This is a genomic window from Leyella stercorea (assembly GCF_021531655.1).
Window position 1 is genome coordinate 1 of record NZ_JADYUF010000037.1, and the last position, 18388, is coordinate 18388.

Annotated in this window: 13 protein-coding genes and 1 tRNA gene; 6 read left to right on the top strand and 8 right to left on the bottom strand. The window is 52.1% G+C overall.

Annotation, left to right across the window (positions count from 1 at the left end):
* Positions 1-98: 98 nt before the first annotated feature.
* The gene (locus I6E49_RS10625; protein ID WP_235402242.1) at positions 99-2981 is read left to right on the top strand and encodes a chondroitinase family polysaccharide lyase; all 2883 of its coding nucleotides are present in this window, start codon (positions 99-101) and stop codon (positions 2979-2981) included.
* Between the two features lie 296 nt (positions 2982-3277).
* On the opposite strand, the gene I6E49_RS10630 is transcribed toward I6E49_RS10625, so the two are convergent.
* Positions 3278-4525: a DUF4421 family protein gene (locus tag I6E49_RS10630; RefSeq protein WP_235402243.1), complete on the bottom strand. Its 1248-nt coding sequence runs from the start codon at positions 4523-4525 to the stop codon at positions 3278-3280.
* Positions 4526-4776: 251 nt separating this feature from the next.
* Positions 4777-5655 carry an AraC family transcriptional regulator gene (locus tag I6E49_RS10635; RefSeq protein WP_235402244.1) on the bottom strand — a complete coding sequence of 293 codons (879 nt, stop codon included), beginning with the start codon at positions 5653-5655 and terminating at the stop codon, positions 4777-4779.
* A 192-nt stretch (positions 5656-5847) separates the two neighbouring features.
* On the opposite strand from I6E49_RS10635, the gene I6E49_RS10640 reads away from it, so the two are divergent.
* The 3 genes from I6E49_RS10640 to I6E49_RS10650 are packed head-to-tail and all read left to right on the top strand — an operon-like array spanning position 5848 to position 9902.
* Positions 5848-7155: a TolC family protein gene (locus tag I6E49_RS10640; RefSeq protein ID WP_235402246.1), complete on the top strand. Its 1308-nt coding sequence runs from the start codon at positions 5848-5850 to the stop codon at positions 7153-7155.
* Between the two features lie 54 nt (positions 7156-7209).
* Entirely contained in the window at positions 7210-8238 is a 1029-nt protein-coding gene (locus tag I6E49_RS10645; protein ID WP_235402247.1) for an HlyD family secretion protein, read from the top strand.
* Between the two features lie 5 nt (positions 8239-8243).
* Positions 8244-9902, top strand: a complete 1659-nt coding sequence (locus tag I6E49_RS10650; protein WP_235402248.1) for a hypothetical protein — start codon at positions 8244-8246, stop codon at positions 9900-9902.
* Between the two features lie 333 nt (positions 9903-10235).
* Here the strand turns inward: I6E49_RS10650 and I6E49_RS14470 are convergent, their stop codons facing one another.
* From I6E49_RS14470 to fldA, 3 genes are all read right to left on the bottom strand, one after another.
* Positions 10236-10370: a hypothetical protein gene (locus tag I6E49_RS14470; protein ID WP_262911546.1), complete on the bottom strand. Its 135-nt coding sequence runs from the start codon at positions 10368-10370 to the stop codon at positions 10236-10238.
* A gap of 119 nt (positions 10371-10489) precedes the next feature.
* Entirely contained in the window at positions 10490-10858 is a 369-nt protein-coding gene (locus I6E49_RS10655; RefSeq protein WP_235402249.1) for a DUF2023 family protein, read from the bottom strand.
* Positions 10859-10907: 49 nt separating this feature from the next.
* Positions 10908-11405 carry a flavodoxin FldA gene (gene fldA, locus I6E49_RS10660; protein ID WP_235402250.1) on the bottom strand — a complete coding sequence of 166 codons (498 nt, stop codon included), beginning with the start codon at positions 11403-11405 and terminating at the stop codon, positions 10908-10910.
* A gap of 206 nt (positions 11406-11611) precedes the next feature.
* Here fldA and I6E49_RS10665 point away from each other — a divergent pair, with 206 nt between their 5' ends.
* On the top strand, positions 11612-12817 hold the full coding sequence (locus I6E49_RS10665) for a PDDEXK nuclease domain-containing protein (protein ID WP_235402251.1): 1206 nt from the start codon (positions 11612-11614) through the stop codon (positions 12815-12817).
* Positions 12818-12819: 2 nt separating this feature from the next.
* Here I6E49_RS10665 and I6E49_RS10670 read toward each other — a convergent pair whose 3' ends face one another.
* Both I6E49_RS10670 and I6E49_RS10675 read right to left on the bottom strand, forming a co-directional pair.
* On the bottom strand, positions 12820-14175 hold the full coding sequence (locus I6E49_RS10670) for an alanine/glycine:cation symporter family protein (RefSeq protein WP_235402252.1): 1356 nt from the start codon (positions 14173-14175) through the stop codon (positions 12820-12822).
* Between the two features lie 247 nt (positions 14176-14422).
* Positions 14423-14496: transfer RNA gene (locus tag I6E49_RS10675), tRNA-Ile, on the bottom strand.
* 126 nt (positions 14497-14622) lie between these two features.
* On the opposite strand from I6E49_RS10675, the gene I6E49_RS10680 reads away from it, so the two are divergent.
* Positions 14623-16674, top strand: coding sequence for a DUF5686 family protein (locus I6E49_RS10680; RefSeq protein ID WP_235402254.1), 2052 nt, complete (start codon positions 14623-14625; stop codon positions 16672-16674).
* A 275-nt stretch (positions 16675-16949) separates the two neighbouring features.
* Here I6E49_RS10680 and I6E49_RS10685 read toward each other — a convergent pair whose 3' ends face one another.
* Entirely contained in the window at positions 16950-18296 is a 1347-nt protein-coding gene (locus I6E49_RS10685; RefSeq protein ID WP_235402255.1) for a glutamate synthase subunit beta, read from the bottom strand.
* Positions 18297-18388 lie beyond the last annotated feature (92 nt).

An 18388-nucleotide genomic window follows, 5' to 3' on the forward strand; every position in this document is an offset into this window, starting at 1 on the left:
GACATACGGAAATACTCAAAGCCTTTTTTATACAATAAATTCAACCTCAAAGTCTAAATCCGAAACTTGAGTAAATTACCGTATCTAACCAATTTACTATGACACAGAAGATCTTAAATTTGCTATTATTCTTATTATCATTCAGCGCTGCAGCCTCTGCCCAACTCGTTGGTTTTGAGGACCGGATTCCGCAAAACTTCAAATGCTCGAAGCCTCAAGAACTCGCTCTTTCTTCCGATTATTATAAGGAAGGCACCAAGAGTCTGGAATGGAATTTCACGCCTGGCAGCGTGATTGACGTAGCCGTAGAGAAGCCCTTTGCCTTGAAGGACGATAATGGCATAATGTTGTGGATATACAACGAGCGTCCACAGAAAGATTCTTTGCGATTCGAATTCTACGCTCCTGACGGCGACGTATCTTATCGGTTTGCCTTCCGCCTTTATTCTGCCGGATGGCGTGCCTGCTGGATTGGCTTCAAAAACATGCAGGGCGACAAGAAGAACCATAACGTTGCGGGCTATCGCATCATTGCTCCCGAGCGCAAGGGTAGGGTATATCTTGACCGTCTCACCTTCCCAGTGAAGAAGATTAACGACCGCACCACCCCCGACCTTCAGATGCCCAGCAACAACTCTTTGACCTATCGCGACCTCTGGCATTGGTGCCGTGTGTGGCAGTGGGAGCAATATAAGTACGACATTCCTTTGGCAAAGCAACTTACAGCCGACGAGAAACAGGACCTCGCAACTGTTGAAAAGCGACTCACTGAGGCTCTCGACGTGCGCGTGGCACCAAAGAAACAGGTAGAGAAAGCGTATGCTACATTCAAGAAAGTGAATATACGCAAGAGTGGCGACGGCTTCACCGGTGCTCCGATTGTAGCTCCCGACGAGCTCAACCGCAAGAAGGGCGAGATAACTCTCAATGATGTTGAGGACATGCTTGCTGGTTTTGCTCTTGATGCCTATTGCAATCACTCGGCTGAAGCATCCAATAACTACTTCCTCGTTTGGGACTATGTCATCAATCAGGGATTCGCCTTCGGCAGTGGAATGGGCACCAACCATCACTACGGCTATCAGATTCGCCGCGTGTACAACACCGCATGGCTCATGCGCGACGCTATATGGCGTTCGAAGAATCGCGACAACATACTCTCTACGCTCATCTTCTGGTCGGCATTGCAGGAGACTCGCGTGCCAGCCAAGGCAGGACGTGACGAGCTGCTCGACTCGTGGCACACTCTGCTCATGCCCAAGACCGTGTCGTCTTTGCTTATGGTCAATCCGTGCGAACGTGCTCGTGCCCTTACCGGACTGACACGTTGGCTCAGCGGAACGCTTCAGTATACTCCCGGAACAATAGGCGGCATCAAGGTCGACGGCACCACATTCCATCATGGCGGTTTCTATCCTGCCTACACTACGGGCGTGCTTGCCATGATAGGCCAGTACGTCTCGCTCACCAACCATACTCGTTACGTGCCTACGGTTGAGGCTCGTCAGGTGCTGAAGCAGGCTTTCCTCTCAATGCGCAATTACAGTAATATGTACGAGTGGGGCGTAGGCATAAGCGGACGCCATCCGTTCGGCTCGTCGATGAAGGACGACGATATAGCCTCGTTTGCCTATCTGGCACTTGCCGGCGACCTCTCGGGCGAAGGCAACAAGTTCGACCGTCATCTTGCAGCCGACTATCTGCGCCTCTGCAAGAAGAACACTCCCGAAGCTGCCTACTTCCGTAAGGAGGGCATCAAGCCTGCCAAGGCTCCGCAGGGATTCTTCGTATACAACTACGGTTCGGCTGGAATCTTCCGCCGCAGCGACTGGATGGTGACGCTGAAGGGCTACACCACCGACGTGTGGGGAGCCGAGATATACAAGAAGGACAATCGCTACGGTCGCTACCAGAGCTACGGTTCGGTACAGATTATGGGCTATCCGTCGCGCAAGGCGAGCGGTTTTGACGAGAACGGTTGGGATTGGAACCGCCTGCCGGGCACCACTACCATTCATCTGCCGTTCGATATGCTCGACAGTCCGCTTCCCGGCACTACTATGGCACACAGCAAGGAGAACTTCTCAGGTGCGAGTTCGCTTGAAGGAATGAACGGAATGTTTGCCATGAAGCTTATGGAGCGCAAGATGAAGAACTTCACTCCCGACTTCGTAGCACGCAAGTCTGTGTTCTGTTTCGACAACCGTATGGTTTGCCTCGGCACCGGCATCAGCAATAGCAACGCTACATATCCTACCGAAACCACCCTCTTCCAGAGCACATTCACCAAGGGCAAGAGCGACATCTATGTCGACGGCAAGCTGAAGGATGCCGCTTTCAGCCTTGAACTGAACGACGGCAAGCCTCACTGCATTCAGGACGGCTACAACAACTGCTACATCTTCAACTCTGGCGACGTCCGTGTGCAGATAGCCGAGCAGGAGTCGTGCCACGAGAAGACCCGCAAGCCAACTCAAGGAACGTTTGCCTCGGCATATATCAACCACGGCGTATCGCCCAAGGATGCTCAGTACGAATATCTGGTACTTGTTCAGCCCACCAAGCAGGAGCTTGACGCAGCCCGCAGCAAGGCTCCTTATCAGATACTCCATAAGGACAACACCGCTCACGTAGTGACGGACAAGCTCACGGGCATTACTGCCTACGCTGCCTTCGACACCTATCAGCCGCAAGGCGACAAGCTCTTCAGCCTGATTCCTGCCGAAACTATGGTGATGCAGAAGGCTTCGGATGGGGGCATCGTGATGAGCGTGTGCGACCCTAACCTGAATATCTCGGAGAAGACATTCACCACAAAGGAGCCGAGCCGTCCCATCGTTAAGCAGATTGTAATGAAGGGCAAGTGGAACCTGGCACAGCCTAACGACAAGGTGAAAGTACAGACCACAGCTACAGAAACGATCCTTACTGTGACTTGCCAGCATGGTCAGCCGGTGGAGTTTTATATTATTAAAGGATAAAGCTCTACCATAGAAGCTCTACCCCCAGCCCCTCCCCCGCAGGGAGGGGAGTGATGTGCTGTGCAGTTTGTACAGTATTATAATGGAACGGCGGACTCCCGTCCGACGCACAAGCAAACATTTTGAATATTGTTTTTTGCTTGTGCGTCGCGCAGGAGTCCGCCGTTTTGTTTTTTGAATTATATTGTTTAGTCCACAAACTACACCATCTCACCATCACAACACCTCACCATCTCAACCAATTATCACAAACCACACCATCTCAACACCTCAACATTACAACTGGAGCGCAGCTCCTAAAACCTGAATCCGAAGAACATTCTCACTCTCCATTTGTTTCTTCTCACTTGCAGATGGTCTTCATCGCCGGCTACGGAGTAGTTGTACACCGCTGTGGCACCTGCGAATTTGTTGCGCCAAGAGTATACGGCGGCGGCACGTCCCGTGATGATTGCCGAGGGGAAATGATATTTCATGTCGTGGCGCATGGTGTTGGTTGCAGTCTGGTCGTTGCCATCGTCGGCAGTGGTCTTGGTCTTAGTATAGTCGTGCGAGTATACAGTCACGGTGGGTAGGGCAGAGAGGTGGAACAGCCAGTGGCTGAATGCTACCAGATTGTAGGCATAGCCGGCACCCACGGCAAACTCGTTGAGGCGGATGGTCATGTCGCTCAGCTCCGTCTTCGAACCGTCGAAGCTTGCGCCAATCATCCAGCTTCCTGCGCTGCGCTTCTGTATATAGCTCTGACTGAAGGCGGCAGGGAAGGAGAACCGACGATAGTTGAAGGCATAGTAGAAGTTGAGGTTGAGCGCATTCTGCGAAATCTGTCCCTTGTGTATGTCTATGCGTTCAGCGTCAGCAGCCTTATATCCGTGATATGTCTTTGATGACAGGAACACCACGTCAAATCCATAGCGGTTGCTATACGAGTTGAGGTTGTACTCGAAGTCCTTGCACTTGCCTGCAAACTTGGCAGGATTGACAGCCACGCCCAGTCCCAATCCGCGGTAAGCCACAGCCATGCTGAGCGTTCCACGGCAGTCGGCTGTAACGCGCGAGCGGTTCTGCACGCCGTCCGTAACGCTTGTTGTGCGCATGTCGGCACCCGACAGATTGCCTCGGTATTTAATGGTCCATCGTGCGTCGGGCCGTCCTATGTAGGCGGTATCGTACTTGACTTTATGATAATTGGCAGCCAGGAGCGAGTCGCCACGGAACAGTTGGCGGTCGTAACGTGCCAGTCGCTTCTGTATTTTGATGTGTCTACGCATGTAGCGCTGCTTCCTCTTCTCGCTCATCTTGCTCTTGTTGATTTCAGCCATGATGACAGAGTCGGTCCATTGCAGCATCTGTCCGCGGTCGGCGGAGCGTCTTAGTTCCAGTCGGAGGCTATCGGCGCACATCAGCCAAGCCTTGAACTTACGGCGTGGCTTCTTCTCCTGCGCAATGGCAGCATCCGGCATTGCCAGCGACAACGTTGTTGCAAGCAGCACAACCCGCAGCAACCATAACGACGATGTAATATGCATGTTTTTAATTCTCATAATAATGTGTGGATTGACATTCTGCAAAATTACTAAAATCTTGGCTTTTTGGCAATTATGTGCTAAATGTTAAGTGTTAAATGTTAAGTGTTAAGTGCTCAGCGCTAAATGTTAAGTGTTAAATGTTAGGAGTTATATTCAAAACGACCGAATACACGAACAGCAGTACCTATTGCTTGCTCAGGTTATGGCGGGGACGCCATAACCTCCTACATTTAGCCCACAAACCACACTATCTCACCACCTCAACATCACAACTGAGCTGCGCTCACCCCCTCAACGGGGGAGCGCAACTCCCTCTTCCTGAACTGTTGCGGTGTCATACCCGTGTGCTGCTTGAAGTATCGGCAGAAGAACGAGAGGTCGCTGAAGTGATAGTCCCACGCTATTTGTTTGATGGATTTCTCCTCAGTGGTGAGCGATTGCTTTATCTGCAACACCACATACTGATTGATAATGGTCTTGATGGTGTGGCTGGTCATGCGTTGTGTCACCATGTTGAGATACTTTGGCGAGATGTGTAGCAGTTCGGCGTAGTAGCTAACGTCGCGCGACTCGCGGTAGCGGCGCTCCAGTTCGCGCATAAACTGATTGAACAGTTCCTTGGTACGCGGGCTCTCGCTCTCCGCCTTGCGCTCGGAAGGGTTGCGATACAGATAGTCGTAGAATCCCAGGAAGAAAGCCTTCAGCTGCAGCATCACCAGTTGGTCGAGACAGATGCAGCCCTCCTGCTCGAAGTACAGACGCAGCAGCGTCAGCATATTGCTCACGATGCTCGTCAGCGTAGCCGACTCGGTACGGCAGCGGTCGGTCTTCAGTTCGGAGTACACGGTATGTTCCAGTTGCAGACTGGCTTCGCGCAGCAGCGACGCGGCATAGCGCAGCGTCTCAGCCTTGAACTCCTCGCTCTTGCTTGTTATCGACACCACGTCGCCCGGAAACAGCGTTATCACCGAGCCGGGCTTCAGCCGCCATTCCGTGAAGTTCACCCTGAAGTCAGCCTCGCCCTCCCTGCACAGCACAATCATTCCGTAGTCAATCACCACGTACTCGCCCAGCCATTCGTCCAGACTGCGTGTCTTGAGCGAAGCCTTGCGGTTGGAGCGCATTTCTATATCCTTGAGTTCCATATCTACAGTATTCTTCTATAAGCTTGCGTTCTGATTTGTGCTGCAAATATCGCTATTTTAAATGACAAAACGGCACGACAGTTCCGAAATGTCCCATTCCTGTAGATATTTAATAAATAATCGGCGTGGCGGAAATGCGTAACTTTGCAGTCGCAAAATCAATGTTTTTTATTTATAAGCATCATCGTAATAATGAAGAAAAGATTATTATGCGCTGTCTGCGTGTGTCTGCTTTCGGTTGTAAGCGGCATGGCTCAGACACAGCGCAGCATGACAGTTGACCAACTATTCAGTCTGATTGAGAGCGGCAGCAATGTGCTCACGGCGCAGAAGACGGGCGTCGACGTAGCCAGCCGTGCCGTAGAGGAGGCCAAGAGCAAGCGCCTGCCCGACATCAACGCGTCGCTCACGGCAAGCTACAACGGCAACGTGCTCATGACCGACCGCGACTTCTCCAACGCCAAGGGCATAACACAGCCCCACTTCGGCAACTCCTTTGCGCTTGAGGCGCAGCAGGTGGTGTATGCAGGCGGAGCCATCAACAGCGGCATCCGACTTGCCGAACTGCAGAAACAACGCAGCGAGAACGCCGTACAGATTACCCGCAACCAGATGCGTTTCGTCGCTCTTGGACAGTATCTGGAGCTGATGAAGCTCAACAACGGCATCAAGGTGTACGACAGCAACATCACTCTCACCGCCAAACTCATCGACGACATCAAGTCAAGACAGAAGCAGGGCATGGCACTGAAGAACGACGTGACACGATACGAGCTGCAGATGGAGTCGCTCAGACTCGGCAAGCGACGCTTGGAAGACCAGAAGAGCATCGCAAACCACCAGCTTTGCAACACGCTCGGACTCGCCGACGTCACCATCGTGCCCGACATGAATCTTGAAGCCATTGACGACAACCTCGATTCGGAGCAATTGCTGCAAACCGAAGCAGCCAATTTTTCGCCCGTTTTGCAGCAGTCTGCCATCGACGTGAAGATGGCTGAACAGCAGCTCAAGCTGAGCAAGAGCGAACTCCTGCCCAAGATAGCCGTCGTAGCAGCCGACAACTTTGCCGGACCGTTCACCTACGACCTTCCGCCCATTGACAAGAACTTCAACATCTGGTACATAGGTGTCGGCGTGAAATACTCGCTCAGCTCGCTCTTCAAGTCCAACAAGTCCGTTCGCCGAGCCAAGGAGCAGCTGCGACTGAGCAACACCGCCCACAGCGTTGCAGCCGAAACTGTCAACAACAACATGCAGCAGGCGTACACAATGCACAAGCAATCGTTTGTCGAACTGCGCACCCAGCAGAAGAGTGTGGAGCTGGCCCAGCAGAACTATCAGGTCGTGAGCAACCGCTACAACAACCAGCTGGCGCTCATCACCGACATGATCGACGCGTCGAACATAAAGCTCAACGCCGAACTGCAGGAAGTTAACGCCCGCATCAACATAGCCTACACCTACTACAACGTGCGCTATGCTGCCGGCAATATATAATAATGTGTAATAAGACAACCAACTTTTTCAACATCAATAAATAACAACAACGACATGGACAAGAAACTTTTGCGAACCATATACAACATCTGCGTACTCATTCTGCTCGTCATCGGAGCATGGCTTGTGGTGAATCATTTCGTGCATTTCGGCGACGGCGAGTTCACCGACAACGCCACCGTGCAGCAGCACATCACACCCGTCAATACCCGTGTGGGCGGATTCATCAAGGAGATACGATTCAGCGAATATCAGCCCGTACATAAGGGCGACACTCTCGTGATAATCGAGGACAGCGAGTTCCGCCTCCAGCTGGCTCAGGCTGAGGCCAACCTGCAGCGCGAAATGGCAGGCGGCGATGCCACGACTTCGGGCATCGGCGTGACACGACAGAACATGAGCGTGTCGGATGCCGGCATCGACGAGGCTCGTGTACGGCTCGACAACGCACGCCAGGACGACCAGCGCTACGCCCAACTGCTCAAAGCCGACGCCGTGACACAGCAGCAGTACGACCAGATACACACCAACTATCTCGCTGCCAAGGCTCGCTACGAGCAGGTGGTGCGCAGCCGTGCCACACTGAATCGTGCCGAGCAGGAGCAGGGCCATCGTCTGTCGCAGAACAAGGCTGCCATCGACGTGGCGCAGGCGCAGATTAAGCTCGCCCGACTCAACCTCTCGTACACCGTCATCACGGCTACAGCTGACGGCGTGGTGGGCAAGAAGAACATACACGTGGGCCAGCTCGTGCAGCCCGGTCAGGCTATGGTCGACATCGTGGACAATTCCGAGCTGTGGGTAGTGGCAAACTATCGCGAGACCCAACTGCCCGGTATCAGCCTCGGAGCAAAGGTGAGCATCAAGGCGGACGCTGTGCCCGACGTAGAGTTTGAGGGCACCGTGGAGCGCATCAGCGACGCTACCGGTTCGGCTTTCTCCGTGATTCCGCAGGACAATGCTACGGGCAACTTCGTCAAGGTGGAGCAGCGCATACCGGTGCGCATACATCTTGAAGGCGACAAGTCGAAGCTCGCCAAGTTGCGTGCAGGCATGAACGTTGAATGTACTGTCAACAAGTAGCCTCTATGGACAACAACACTAATAGCAAGCATGCGGCTGGCGGACCTCCCATGACGTTCGCCATGCCCATGTATCACGACTTTGTGCCCAAGTGGATAAGGCCGTGGATATACGTAGTTCTGGCGTTCTGCTTCCAGCTGTCCAACGGCATGTATCTGGGTGCCATGAACAATATAGTGGGCGAGTGGGGCATAATGCGCGAGGATGTGCAGATGTGTCTGTACGCCACGCTTATCGGTATGGCGCTCTACTTCCCCGTACTCTTCCGCATGAAGTTCCGCTTCAGCAACAAGCTGCTGCTCATGACGTCTGCCGCCGTGATAGTGGTGTGCAATCTGCTGGCTACATTCCGTATGCCGCTGCCGCTGTTGTGGGCGCTGTGCGTGCTGTGCGGTATGGCTAAAATACAAGGCACATTCGAGTGTATGTCCACCATACAGCTGTGGATGACACCCAAGCGCGACTTCGGCGTCTTCTTCCCTATACTGCACATCATTCTGCTCTGCTCCATTGAGGTGGCTGGCTATCTCGCCGCATGGTTTGCCTTCGACATGCACTGGACCTACATGCACTGGCTCGTCATGGCGCTCATGCTCGTCGTGCTGCTTGTGCAGGCTCTGCTGACACGCCCCTTCCATGCCATGCCGCAAATCGTTCCGCTCAAGGGCATCGACTGGATGGGTGCGCTGCTGTGGTGTGTGCTGTGGCTGCAGGTGGCTTGGCTGCTCAACTATGGCGACTGGCTCGACTGGTGGCACTCGTCCGACTTCCGCCTTGTCACGGGCACTATGCTCATCACGCTCGCCGTATGTCTGCAACGCATGATGCACCATCCCAAGCCCTACATCGAACCGGCTATGTGGACCTATCACAATGTGGTGCCCGTGGTACTGCTCATCGGAGTGGTGGAGGCGCTCTTCTCGTGCGAGCATGTGCTCGAAATGGTGTACTACGAGGAGGTGATGCACTACGCCGACCACACCTACGAGGCGCTCAACCAGTGGTCGTTGCCGGGCATTGTGGCAGGATGTCTGTTCTCGATAGGCTGGCTCAAGCTGATGCGATGGAACGTGTACAAGCTGATAGCGCTGGCGCTGGTGGCGTTCTGCATATATGCCGGCGGATTCTACGTGCTTGTCGACTCCAACATCAGCATCGAACAGCTGCGCATACCAATCCTCTGGCGCGGATTCAGCTACGCCGTTCTGTGCATTTCTTTTATGTGGTGTCTGCATGCCATCATGTCGTTCGAGCACTTCTTCCAGGCGTTGTCGGTGTTCAATGTTCTGCACATGTTTGTCGGCGGACTCGTTGGCGCGGCGCTGCACGGACGTGGCATGAGGTATTACGTTGCTGACGGATTTGCCCGTTGTTCGGGTTATGTCGACAGCGTGCGCATGAGTGCCAGGGCGGTCAACTTTCCGCAGATGATGAATGGCATTGTGGAGGGATTTCTGGCGCAAAGCGTCAAGATACTGTTCGGATGGACTCTGATAGCCGGACTCTTCTTTGCTGCCCTCATGCTGTTGTGGGACATCCCGATGGTACGCCATCAGGTGAAGCATATTCCGGCATGGCCCGTAGTGGGAATGAGAGTGTTGCGCGGTGTGCAACGACAGCGACGACTGAAGCGTATAAGGCAGTTGCGCCGACAAAGACAGTAGGAGGAGGGTGTGTCAAACAAGTTCGGTCGGCAATGTTTTATACCTTATTCTATATGTAGGATTGCTGCTGTTTCCGACTAAAAAAACGGCTGTTCTTCAAAAGGGGTCCTTTTGCCTTCCAAAAGGACTCCTTTTGGACTGTAAAAGGACTCCTTTTGCACACCAAAACGAACCCTTTTGCAATGCAAAAGGACTACATTTTTTTTAGTGTTTAATTATTAGTGGTTTGGTGATTGATTATTGGTAGTTTGATGATTGGTTGTTAGTGGTTCAGTTGTCTTAAATACAGCAAACTGAAAGCTGCTGCCATAGGAGGGTAGGGCGTGTCAAAACTCAAACAATGCGGGCTGAAAGCCCAATAGGCTCATAGCTCAAGGCAGCGCCTTGGGTATACGAATTGAAAATAGCAATGCGCCCTGTAAGGGCAAAAGCATTGATTATTAACGCTTTTGCCCTTACAGGGCGCATTGCTATTTGGGATACTTTTACCCAGGGCGTGTGCCCTGGGCTATGGGCTTCTGCCCCCTTCGGGGCGTGCTGCTTAGAGTTTTGCACACCCTCCTATAGGTTATATCCGTAAACGGTATCTACGAATTGAGATGACAGTTGCATTTGTCCTTGCGCTCACAATATCTCTCGCATTGGGCGCAAATGTCATAGCCCAGCATCGCGCCGAGCATGAAGTCCTCCTCGGGAGTGAGCAGATTGAGCGGACGTGTCACAATCATGCGTATGGCGTTGAGGCACTCCTCGCGGCCGAAGTATAGGTTCAGACGGTCGTTGCCAACGGGTTGGATCACGTATTTGATGTTCTGGCTTTCCAGACGGCGTATGGCGAAGTCCTCATACTTCTTGTTGAAGGTGAATAGCACCATACGGCGCACACCCTTCTTGTATTCGTATATATGGTTCATCAGAACCTTCATGTCTATGGGTAGTACTGTGGATTGCTGCATGATTGTGAACTTGAGGATTTAAATATGAGAGTAAGAACAGATGTATTGGTTACAGACTGGGCTGTATCTCAGCCACCCATGCGTCGATGCGCTCGTCGGTCTTGTCGTCTTCGTTCACCTCGTCGAGCGCCAGACCTACAAACTTTCCGTCAACCACCGATTCCGAGTCATCGAAAGTATAGCCGTCGGTAGACACGCCACCGATAACGTTGGCACCTGCATTCTTTGCTGCGTTGTACAGCTCAGCCATTCCGCCTACGAAGGTGTCGGGGTAAGACTCGGAGTCGCCGCAGCCGAAGATGGCTACACTCTTGCCCTCAAGGTTGGCACCCTTGAGCGTCTTCAGTCCGTCGTACCAGTCGTCCTGCACCTCGCCAGCACCCCATGTAGATGTGCCGAGAATCAGATTGTCGTTGTCGGCGATGACGCTGTCGTCAAGGTCGGTGACGTTGATGATGTTGTCTACGCCCAGTTTGGCACCTATTCTGCCAGCCAGGTCTTCACAAGTACCAGTGCTTGTGCCATAGATGATTACAGTCTTCTTCATAATCTTCAGTTGTTTTTATTTAGAAATTTATGGTTAAAGTTCTTGGTTTTATCACCGCCAAGCATTCTGCTCGGTCGTATCACCGCTGCAAAATTAGCTCGGTTTTAACTTCTACACAATACCTAAATTCTATGATTTTTAGGATTCTATGGTGGATTGTGAGTTGCTTTCTGTATCTTTGTAAACATCTATACAACAACTACATTATGAAAGATATATCAACATACGCCCATGACGGCATGGAACTTCCTTTTGAGGATTGGAGCAACAAGCTTCACTCCTTTGGCGACTTGACTTCCATTATTCAGTCAACTCACGATGCCGCTCTGTCTTCTGCGGTCAAAGCGATCAACCGTTTGCAGACAATGCGCAACTGGCTCATAGGTTATTACATCGTGGAATATGAACAGCACGGCAAGGATAGGGCAGAGTATGGGGCGAAGCTGCTGAAGAAACTGGAGGAGAGAGTGAATAGGAAGGGAATAAACATAACCCTATTAAAAAACTCTCGAAGCTTTTACCTTCACTATCCTCAGATGGCAGAGAACTTAGTTCCTGCAATTAGTCCGACAGTGTCGGACCAATTAGTAAAACGAGTTAACGCATTGTCAACAAACGATAATTTTTGGTCTGATAATAAACAAAAAGAAAAAAGTCCGACAGTGTCGGACCAATTCAAAACTTCAGGCAAAAAAATAATATCGTCACTGTCATTCTCTCATATTGTTGAGTTACTTACTCTCGACGACCCTCTTGCCCGTTATTTCTACGAGCAGGAGTGCATCAAGTGTACATGGTCGGTTCGTGAGCTTCGTCGTCAGATAAGTACCAACCTATATATAAGGGCTGGTATCAGCACCAATCCGGACAAACTGTTGTCGCTTCCTTCCGTTCAAGGTCATGATTCGGCAGAGTTACAGATACGCCAACCTTTCACCTTTGAGTTTCTTGGATTGAAACCGCAGGACGTTATTGACGAACATGACTTGGAGAATGCACTAATCAGTCATCTGCAAGAGTTCATTCTTGAACTTGGAAAGGGCTTCTGTTTAGAGTCACGACAAAAGCGCATTATCATCGATGACGAATATTATTATCCCGATCTTGTGTTCTATAACCGCATTCTGCATTGCGGAGTAATCATCGAACTAAAGAACGAGGAATTCTCATACGAGAACTTCGGACAGCTCAACGCATACGTATCTCATTATCGCGAGAACGAAATGCAACCCGGCGACAATCCTCCTATCGGCATTCTCCTCTGCACTCGCAAGGGAAAGAAAATGGTTGAGTATGCTCTTGCGGGCATGGACAACCAGCTGTTTGTTTCCACGTACATGCTACAGTTGCCCGACAAGAAAACGCTGGAGGACTTTTTGCGAAGACAATTAAGCGAGCAGAACGAAGTGTAAGGTTACTCGTTCATCTCGCGGTCGAGTCGGTCGCGCCACAGATACTTGCGCGTCTCATGCACGATTACGCCATTCAGGAATATCAGCGACAGCAGATTAGGAATAGCCATGAGGGCGTTCATGCAGTCGGCTATGTTCCACACTATAGCGAGATTGGCAACGCTGCCTGCAAATACTGCCACGATGTAGAGCAGACGATAGACGTAGGTGCAGCGCTTTCCCTTGATATATTCCATTGCTCGCTCGCCATAATAGCCCCATCCGAGAATGGTGCTGAAGGCGAATGTCAGCAAGCCGAAGCTCAATATGAACGGACCGATGACTGGAATCTTCGAGAAAGCCATCTTCGTCAGCTCAGCACCTTCGCTGTAGTCGATGTCGGGATAGGCTATGATACTGCTTACAATGACGAGCCCGGTGAGCGCACATATCACCACCGTGTCCCAGAATGTGCCCGTTGACGATACCAAAGCCTGGCGTACCGGATTCTTTGTGCGTGCAGCTGCGGCAACGATTGGGGCTGAACCGAGTCCCGACTCATTGCTGAACAGACCGCGCGCTATGCCGTAACGGGCTGCCATCATGACCGAACCGCCCGCAAATCCGCCTCCTGCTGCTTCCGGCGAGAATGCCGAATGCACTATCAGTCTTATCGCCGGCACGATGTAGCAGGCATTGCCACACAATATGTAGACGCATCCCAACACATACAGCAATGCCATAAACGGAACCAGCATGCTGCACACCTTTGATATGCTTCGAACTCCGCCGATGAGCACAGCAGCCGTAAGCAACATCAGTATGCTGCCACTCAACTCCGTGCTGATGCCATACGAAGCATGCATTATGGTCGAAATGGCATTGGCTTGCACCGTGCATCCTATGCCGAATGCTGCTATTGCTGTGAACAAGGCAAAGAGAAATCCCATCTTGCGCCAGCCCAAACCTCGTTCCAGAGTATACATCGGACCTCCCTGCATGCGTCCGCTCTCAGACTTTACTCTGTATTTTATGGCGAGCAAAGCCTCGGAATATTTTGTAGAAATGCCGAAAACGCCCGTCAACCAACACCAGAACACAGCTCCAGGACCGCCTAATGCCACCGCCGTAGCAACACCAATGATGTTTCCCGTACCTATTGTGGCAGCAAGAGCGGTAGCAAGCGCGCCAAACTGCGACACGTCTCCCTTCTGCGATTTGTCGCGTTGTACCGACAGACGGATGGCTGTGAATATCTTGCGTTGAGGGAAACGCAGGCGGATAGTTAGAAAAATGTGGGTGCCAAGTAGCAATACCATCATTGGCCAGCCCCAAAGACACGAGCTGAGCGTGGCGAAAAAATCGTTGACGTTATCCATATCTGACGTGTTTGTGTTATCACTTCGCGGCTTTCAAAATGCTACATTACATGGTTGGAGCATTGCAAAATGCTTAATTAAACGTTGCAAAGGTAATAAAATAAAATCAAAACGCTGCATGTAGCGTGGATTTTATAAACAAGTAGTATGTGTGGGTATGGTGGAGTTAGAACCTACTGCTGGAATGAAACCCCGTAAACTAAAAACAGCGGCCTACGCCGAAGCGTAAGTCGCTGTAATAGAAGCGTGGACCAGCCTGGGCTTGAACCAGGGACCTCCAGATTATGAGTCTGTTGCTCTAACCAACTGAGCTACAAGTCCAACTTATACCTAATGGATAAGTTTGCGGGTGCAAAGATACTGCTTTTAAAGCAGAATGCCAAATTTTTAAACAAAAAAATGTGGGATACATGAAATTTGGTGTAACTTTGCAACGAATATATAACCGTGAGATACTTCTTAAACATACTGCTCGTTATCGTGCTGACGATGGCTGGATGCACCCGTGCCCACGCCGCCGACCGCAAGTACGCGCTTCAGATTATGAAGCGTGTGTTCGGCTATGCAGCCTCGGTCGACACCGTAGGATTGAAGGCTCAGGAGAGCTATGCATATCTGAAGTACGACATACGTACCAACCGCCGCAACTGTCTGTTGCTCGCCATTCCGACGATGTATGCCATTGCAAACACCGGAGTGCGCGAACATGTGGGCGAAACCTACGACCGCATGATGATGAAACGTCCGGGCGACATGCACCTTACGCAGATGCTCGAGCGCAACACCATACCTTACGGCATGCGAACAATGCCCACCGTACTGAAATATCTCACTCCTCTCATCTACGAAGAACTGCTCATCGACGGACGAATCATATCGCCTTTCCACGTGCGCAACCGCCGTTTCTACCGCTACAAGGTCAGTCCGTTTATGCGCGGAGCCGTAATCGTAAGCTTCAGGCCGCGCCTCAAGAACACCAAACTGGTGCGCGGATGGGCACGTATAGAGGAATCGACGGGCCGGATACTCGAAACTTCGTTTGACGGCGAGTACGACCTCGTGCGCTTCCATGTAACGATGACCACGGGCGACGAGGGCGTCAAGACACTCATGCCGGCACAATGCAACCTCAACACCCGCTTCCTTTTTCTCGGCAACGACATCACCGCCGAATACACAACGGTGTACGACCTGCCCAAGAAGTTGCCCGACTCTGTACAGATCGTCAACCGCCGCGACACGGCGCTGCTCAATCTCGTGCGACCCATACCCGCAAACAGCCACGAGCAGTATCTCTACAGCCGCTACTACGCAGCACGCGACGCACGCCAAGCCGACACTGCCACCCAGCGCAGCAAGACCCGTATGTGGACCAAACTGCTCTGGAAGAACGTAGGACGACGCCTCGTGATGCGCACCCGACGCAAGTTCGGCACGCACGAGCAGGGCAACTTCCGCATCAGTCCGGTGCTCAATCCGCTGTCGTTCAGCTACAGTGCGCGCCGCGGACTGACGTATAAGTTCGACATCAGAGGCTCCTACTTCTTCAACGAACGCCAGGCCCTGCAGCTGCGATTCAAGACCGGCTACTCCTTCAAGCAGAAGCAGATATACTTCGACTTCCCCTTCACATTCTATATCAACCAGCGACGCAACGCCTACATACGCACCGAGTGGTCGAGCGGACGACATATATACAACTCCGAACTGATGGATGCCATCCGACTGGAACGCAAGGACAGCATAGACTGGTCGCGTCTCAACCTCACCAACTTCAGCGTGCACAGCTTCAAGGCCGTGGCACACTACGACCCGTCGTCGCATTGGGGACTGGAACTGGGCATAGTGTCGCACAAGCGTACTGCCGTCGACAACCATAGCTTCAACCTTCTGGGCCGCAAGGACTCGTACAACTCCGTAGCACCTATCGCCGAGCTTACCTATAGGCCCATGGGCTACAACGGACCTATCCTGACCATCGACTACGAGCGTGGCATACGCAAGTTCATGGGGTCGGACACAGACTACGAGCGTGTGGAGATAGACGGACAGTACAAGCACCATCTCTCGGCGCTGAGCTATCTGCAGCTGCGCGCCGGCACCGGATTCTACACACACAAGGGATTCGGCAGCTACTTCCTCGACTACTCTAATTTCCGCGAAAACAACATTCCCGGAGGATGGAACGACGACTGGGCATGCACATTCGAGTTGCTCAACAGCCAGTGGTACAACGCCTCGAAATACTACGTGCGTGCCAATGCCGCCTACGAGACACCGCTGCTACTGCTGTCGTGGCTTCCCATAGCCGGCCGACTGATTGAGCGTGAGCGTATATACATCAACGCCCTTTCCGTCAAACGCCTCAATCCCTACATCGAGTACGGCTACGGATTCTCCACAAGAGCCTTGTCGCTGGGCTGGTTCGTAGCACAGCGCAACTGGCGTTTCGACGGAATGGGCGTGCGAGTGAATATGGAGCTGTTCAGACACTGGTAACGACGATTTGCCCCACTTGTAATGACTGTTTCAGCCGCTTGTAATGAACGAATTTGAAAAGGACTCCTTTTGGCTTTCAAAAGGACCCCTTTTAGGTTGCAAAAGGACTCCTTTTGCAATGCAAAACGAACCCTTTTGAAGACCAAAAGGACTCCTTTTCGAAAACCGTCGTTTGACGGGCAAAAAAATAACGGGGCCGTTGCCTCTTCGGCGACGCCCCCGTCTCTATATAGCTGCCATTTGTTCTGTTTCAGCAACAGGACATATAAAAGCAATTACTTCGATAGGAATTTATCTATTTGGGCAGCTATTTGCTTTCCGCTTGCCATAGCACGTACTACGAGCGAGGCTCCGTTGGCTGCGTCGCCGGCTACGAATACGTTGGGGGCAAACTTGGGTTGTTCGGGCTTGAGGAATCCCATTGCGAGCAACACCATTTCACATTTGATGATTTCGGGCTTGCCCACTGGCTCCATCAGCGGACGTCCGCCATCGGGATTGGGTTTCCATGTTATCTCCTGAACGCGCACTCCGGTGAGCTTGCCGTTCTTGTCGCCGAGGAACTCCAATGAGTTGATGTTCCATCGGCGTGTGCATCCCTCCTCGTGCGACGATGTAGTCTTGAGTGTACGAGGCCAGTTGGGCCATGGATTCTTCGGATCGTCGGGTCCGTCAACGGGTCGCGGCATAATCTCAATTTGTGTCACTGACTTGCATCCTTGACGGTGTGCCGTTCCGATGCAGTCTGATCCAGTGTCGCCACCGCCAATAACGAGCACGTCTTTGCCCTTGGCGTTGACCAGTTCTTCCTTCTTGAACTCCATGCCTGCCAACACTCTGTTTTGCTGTGAGAGCATTTCGAGAGCGAAGTGTACGCCCTTCAGTTCGCGTCCGGGAATCTTGAGGTCGCGTGCTGTGGGTGTTCCGGTTGATACAACGTAAGCGTCGAAGCCTTCGGGCAGATGTTCTACGTCGACTGGTGAGTTGTATTTGAATACGATGCCCTCCTCTTCGAGCAGAGCGATACGGCGGTCGATGACAGCCTTGTTGAGCTTGAAGTTAGGAATGCCGTAGCGCAGCAGACCACCAGCGCTTTCGTTCTTCTCCATAACTGTTACCGAGTAGCCCATGTGGTTGAGGCGGTTGGCAGCCACGAGTCCGGCTGGTCCGGCTCCGATGACGCATACTTTCTTGCCGTTGCGTTCGGGTTGTTCTATGCGTACGTAGTCCTCCTGGAATGCGTGTTCGGTAATGGCGCACTCGTCCTCGCGGTTGGTTGTAGGTTCGTGTTCAACGAGATTGAGTACGCAAGCCTTCTCGCACAGCGCCGGACAGATGCGTCCGGTGAACTCGGGGAAGTCGTTGGTAGAGTTGAGCAGGCGATAAGCCAGCTCCCAGTCGCCCTTGTATAGGGCGTCGTTCCACTCGGGTGCCTTGTTGCCCAGAGGACATGCCCAGTGGCAGAAGGGTACGCCACAGTCCATACAGCGTGATGCCTGCTGTCGGCGGTCGTTGCTGTTGAGTGTTTGTTCGACTTCACCAAAGTCGTGAATGCGGTCGTGTATGGGGCGGTAGCCCGCCTCTTTGCGGTGTATAGTGAGGAATGCTTTTGGATTGCCCATAATTCCTAATTTTGAGTTTTGAGTTTTGAGTTTTGAATTTTTGCGACTTGCAGTCGCAATTTTGGGTTTTGAGTTTTGAATTTTGAGTTGTG

Bases quoted from the DNA above. Each gene is read 5' to 3' on its own strand.
- I6E49_RS10625 (WP_235402242.1), top strand. From the start codon at position 99: ATGACACAGAAGATCTTAAATTTGCTATTATTCTTATTATCATTCAGC.
- I6E49_RS10630 (WP_235402243.1), bottom strand. From the start codon at position 4,525: ATGAGAATTAAAAACATGCATATTACATCGTCGTTATGGTTGCTGCGG.
- I6E49_RS10635 (WP_235402244.1), bottom strand. From the start codon at position 5,655: ATGGAACTCAAGGATATAGAAATGCGCTCCAACCGCAAGGCTTCGCTC.
- I6E49_RS10640 (WP_235402246.1), top strand. From the start codon at position 5,848: ATGAAGAAAAGATTATTATGCGCTGTCTGCGTGTGTCTGCTTTCGGTT.
- I6E49_RS10645 (WP_235402247.1), top strand. From the start codon at position 7,210: ATGGACAAGAAACTTTTGCGAACCATATACAACATCTGCGTACTCATT.
- I6E49_RS10650 (WP_235402248.1), top strand. From the start codon at position 8,244: ATGGACAACAACACTAATAGCAAGCATGCGGCTGGCGGACCTCCCATG.
- I6E49_RS14470 (WP_262911546.1), bottom strand. From the start codon at position 10,370: ATGCGCCCTGTAAGGGCAAAAGCGTTAATAATCAATGCTTTTGCCCTT.
- I6E49_RS10655 (WP_235402249.1), bottom strand. From the start codon at position 10,858: ATGCAGCAATCCACAGTACTACCCATAGACATGAAGGTTCTGATGAAC.
- fldA (WP_235402250.1), bottom strand. From the start codon at position 11,405: ATGAAGAAGACTGTAATCATCTATGGCACAAGCACTGGTACTTGTGAA.
- I6E49_RS10665 (WP_235402251.1), top strand. From the start codon at position 11,612: ATGAAAGATATATCAACATACGCCCATGACGGCATGGAACTTCCTTTT.
- I6E49_RS10670 (WP_235402252.1), bottom strand. From the start codon at position 14,175: ATGGATAACGTCAACGATTTTTTCGCCACGCTCAGCTCGTGTCTTTGG.
- I6E49_RS10685 (WP_235402255.1), bottom strand. From the start codon at position 18,296: ATGGGCAATCCAAAAGCATTCCTCACTATACACCGCAAAGAGGCGGGC.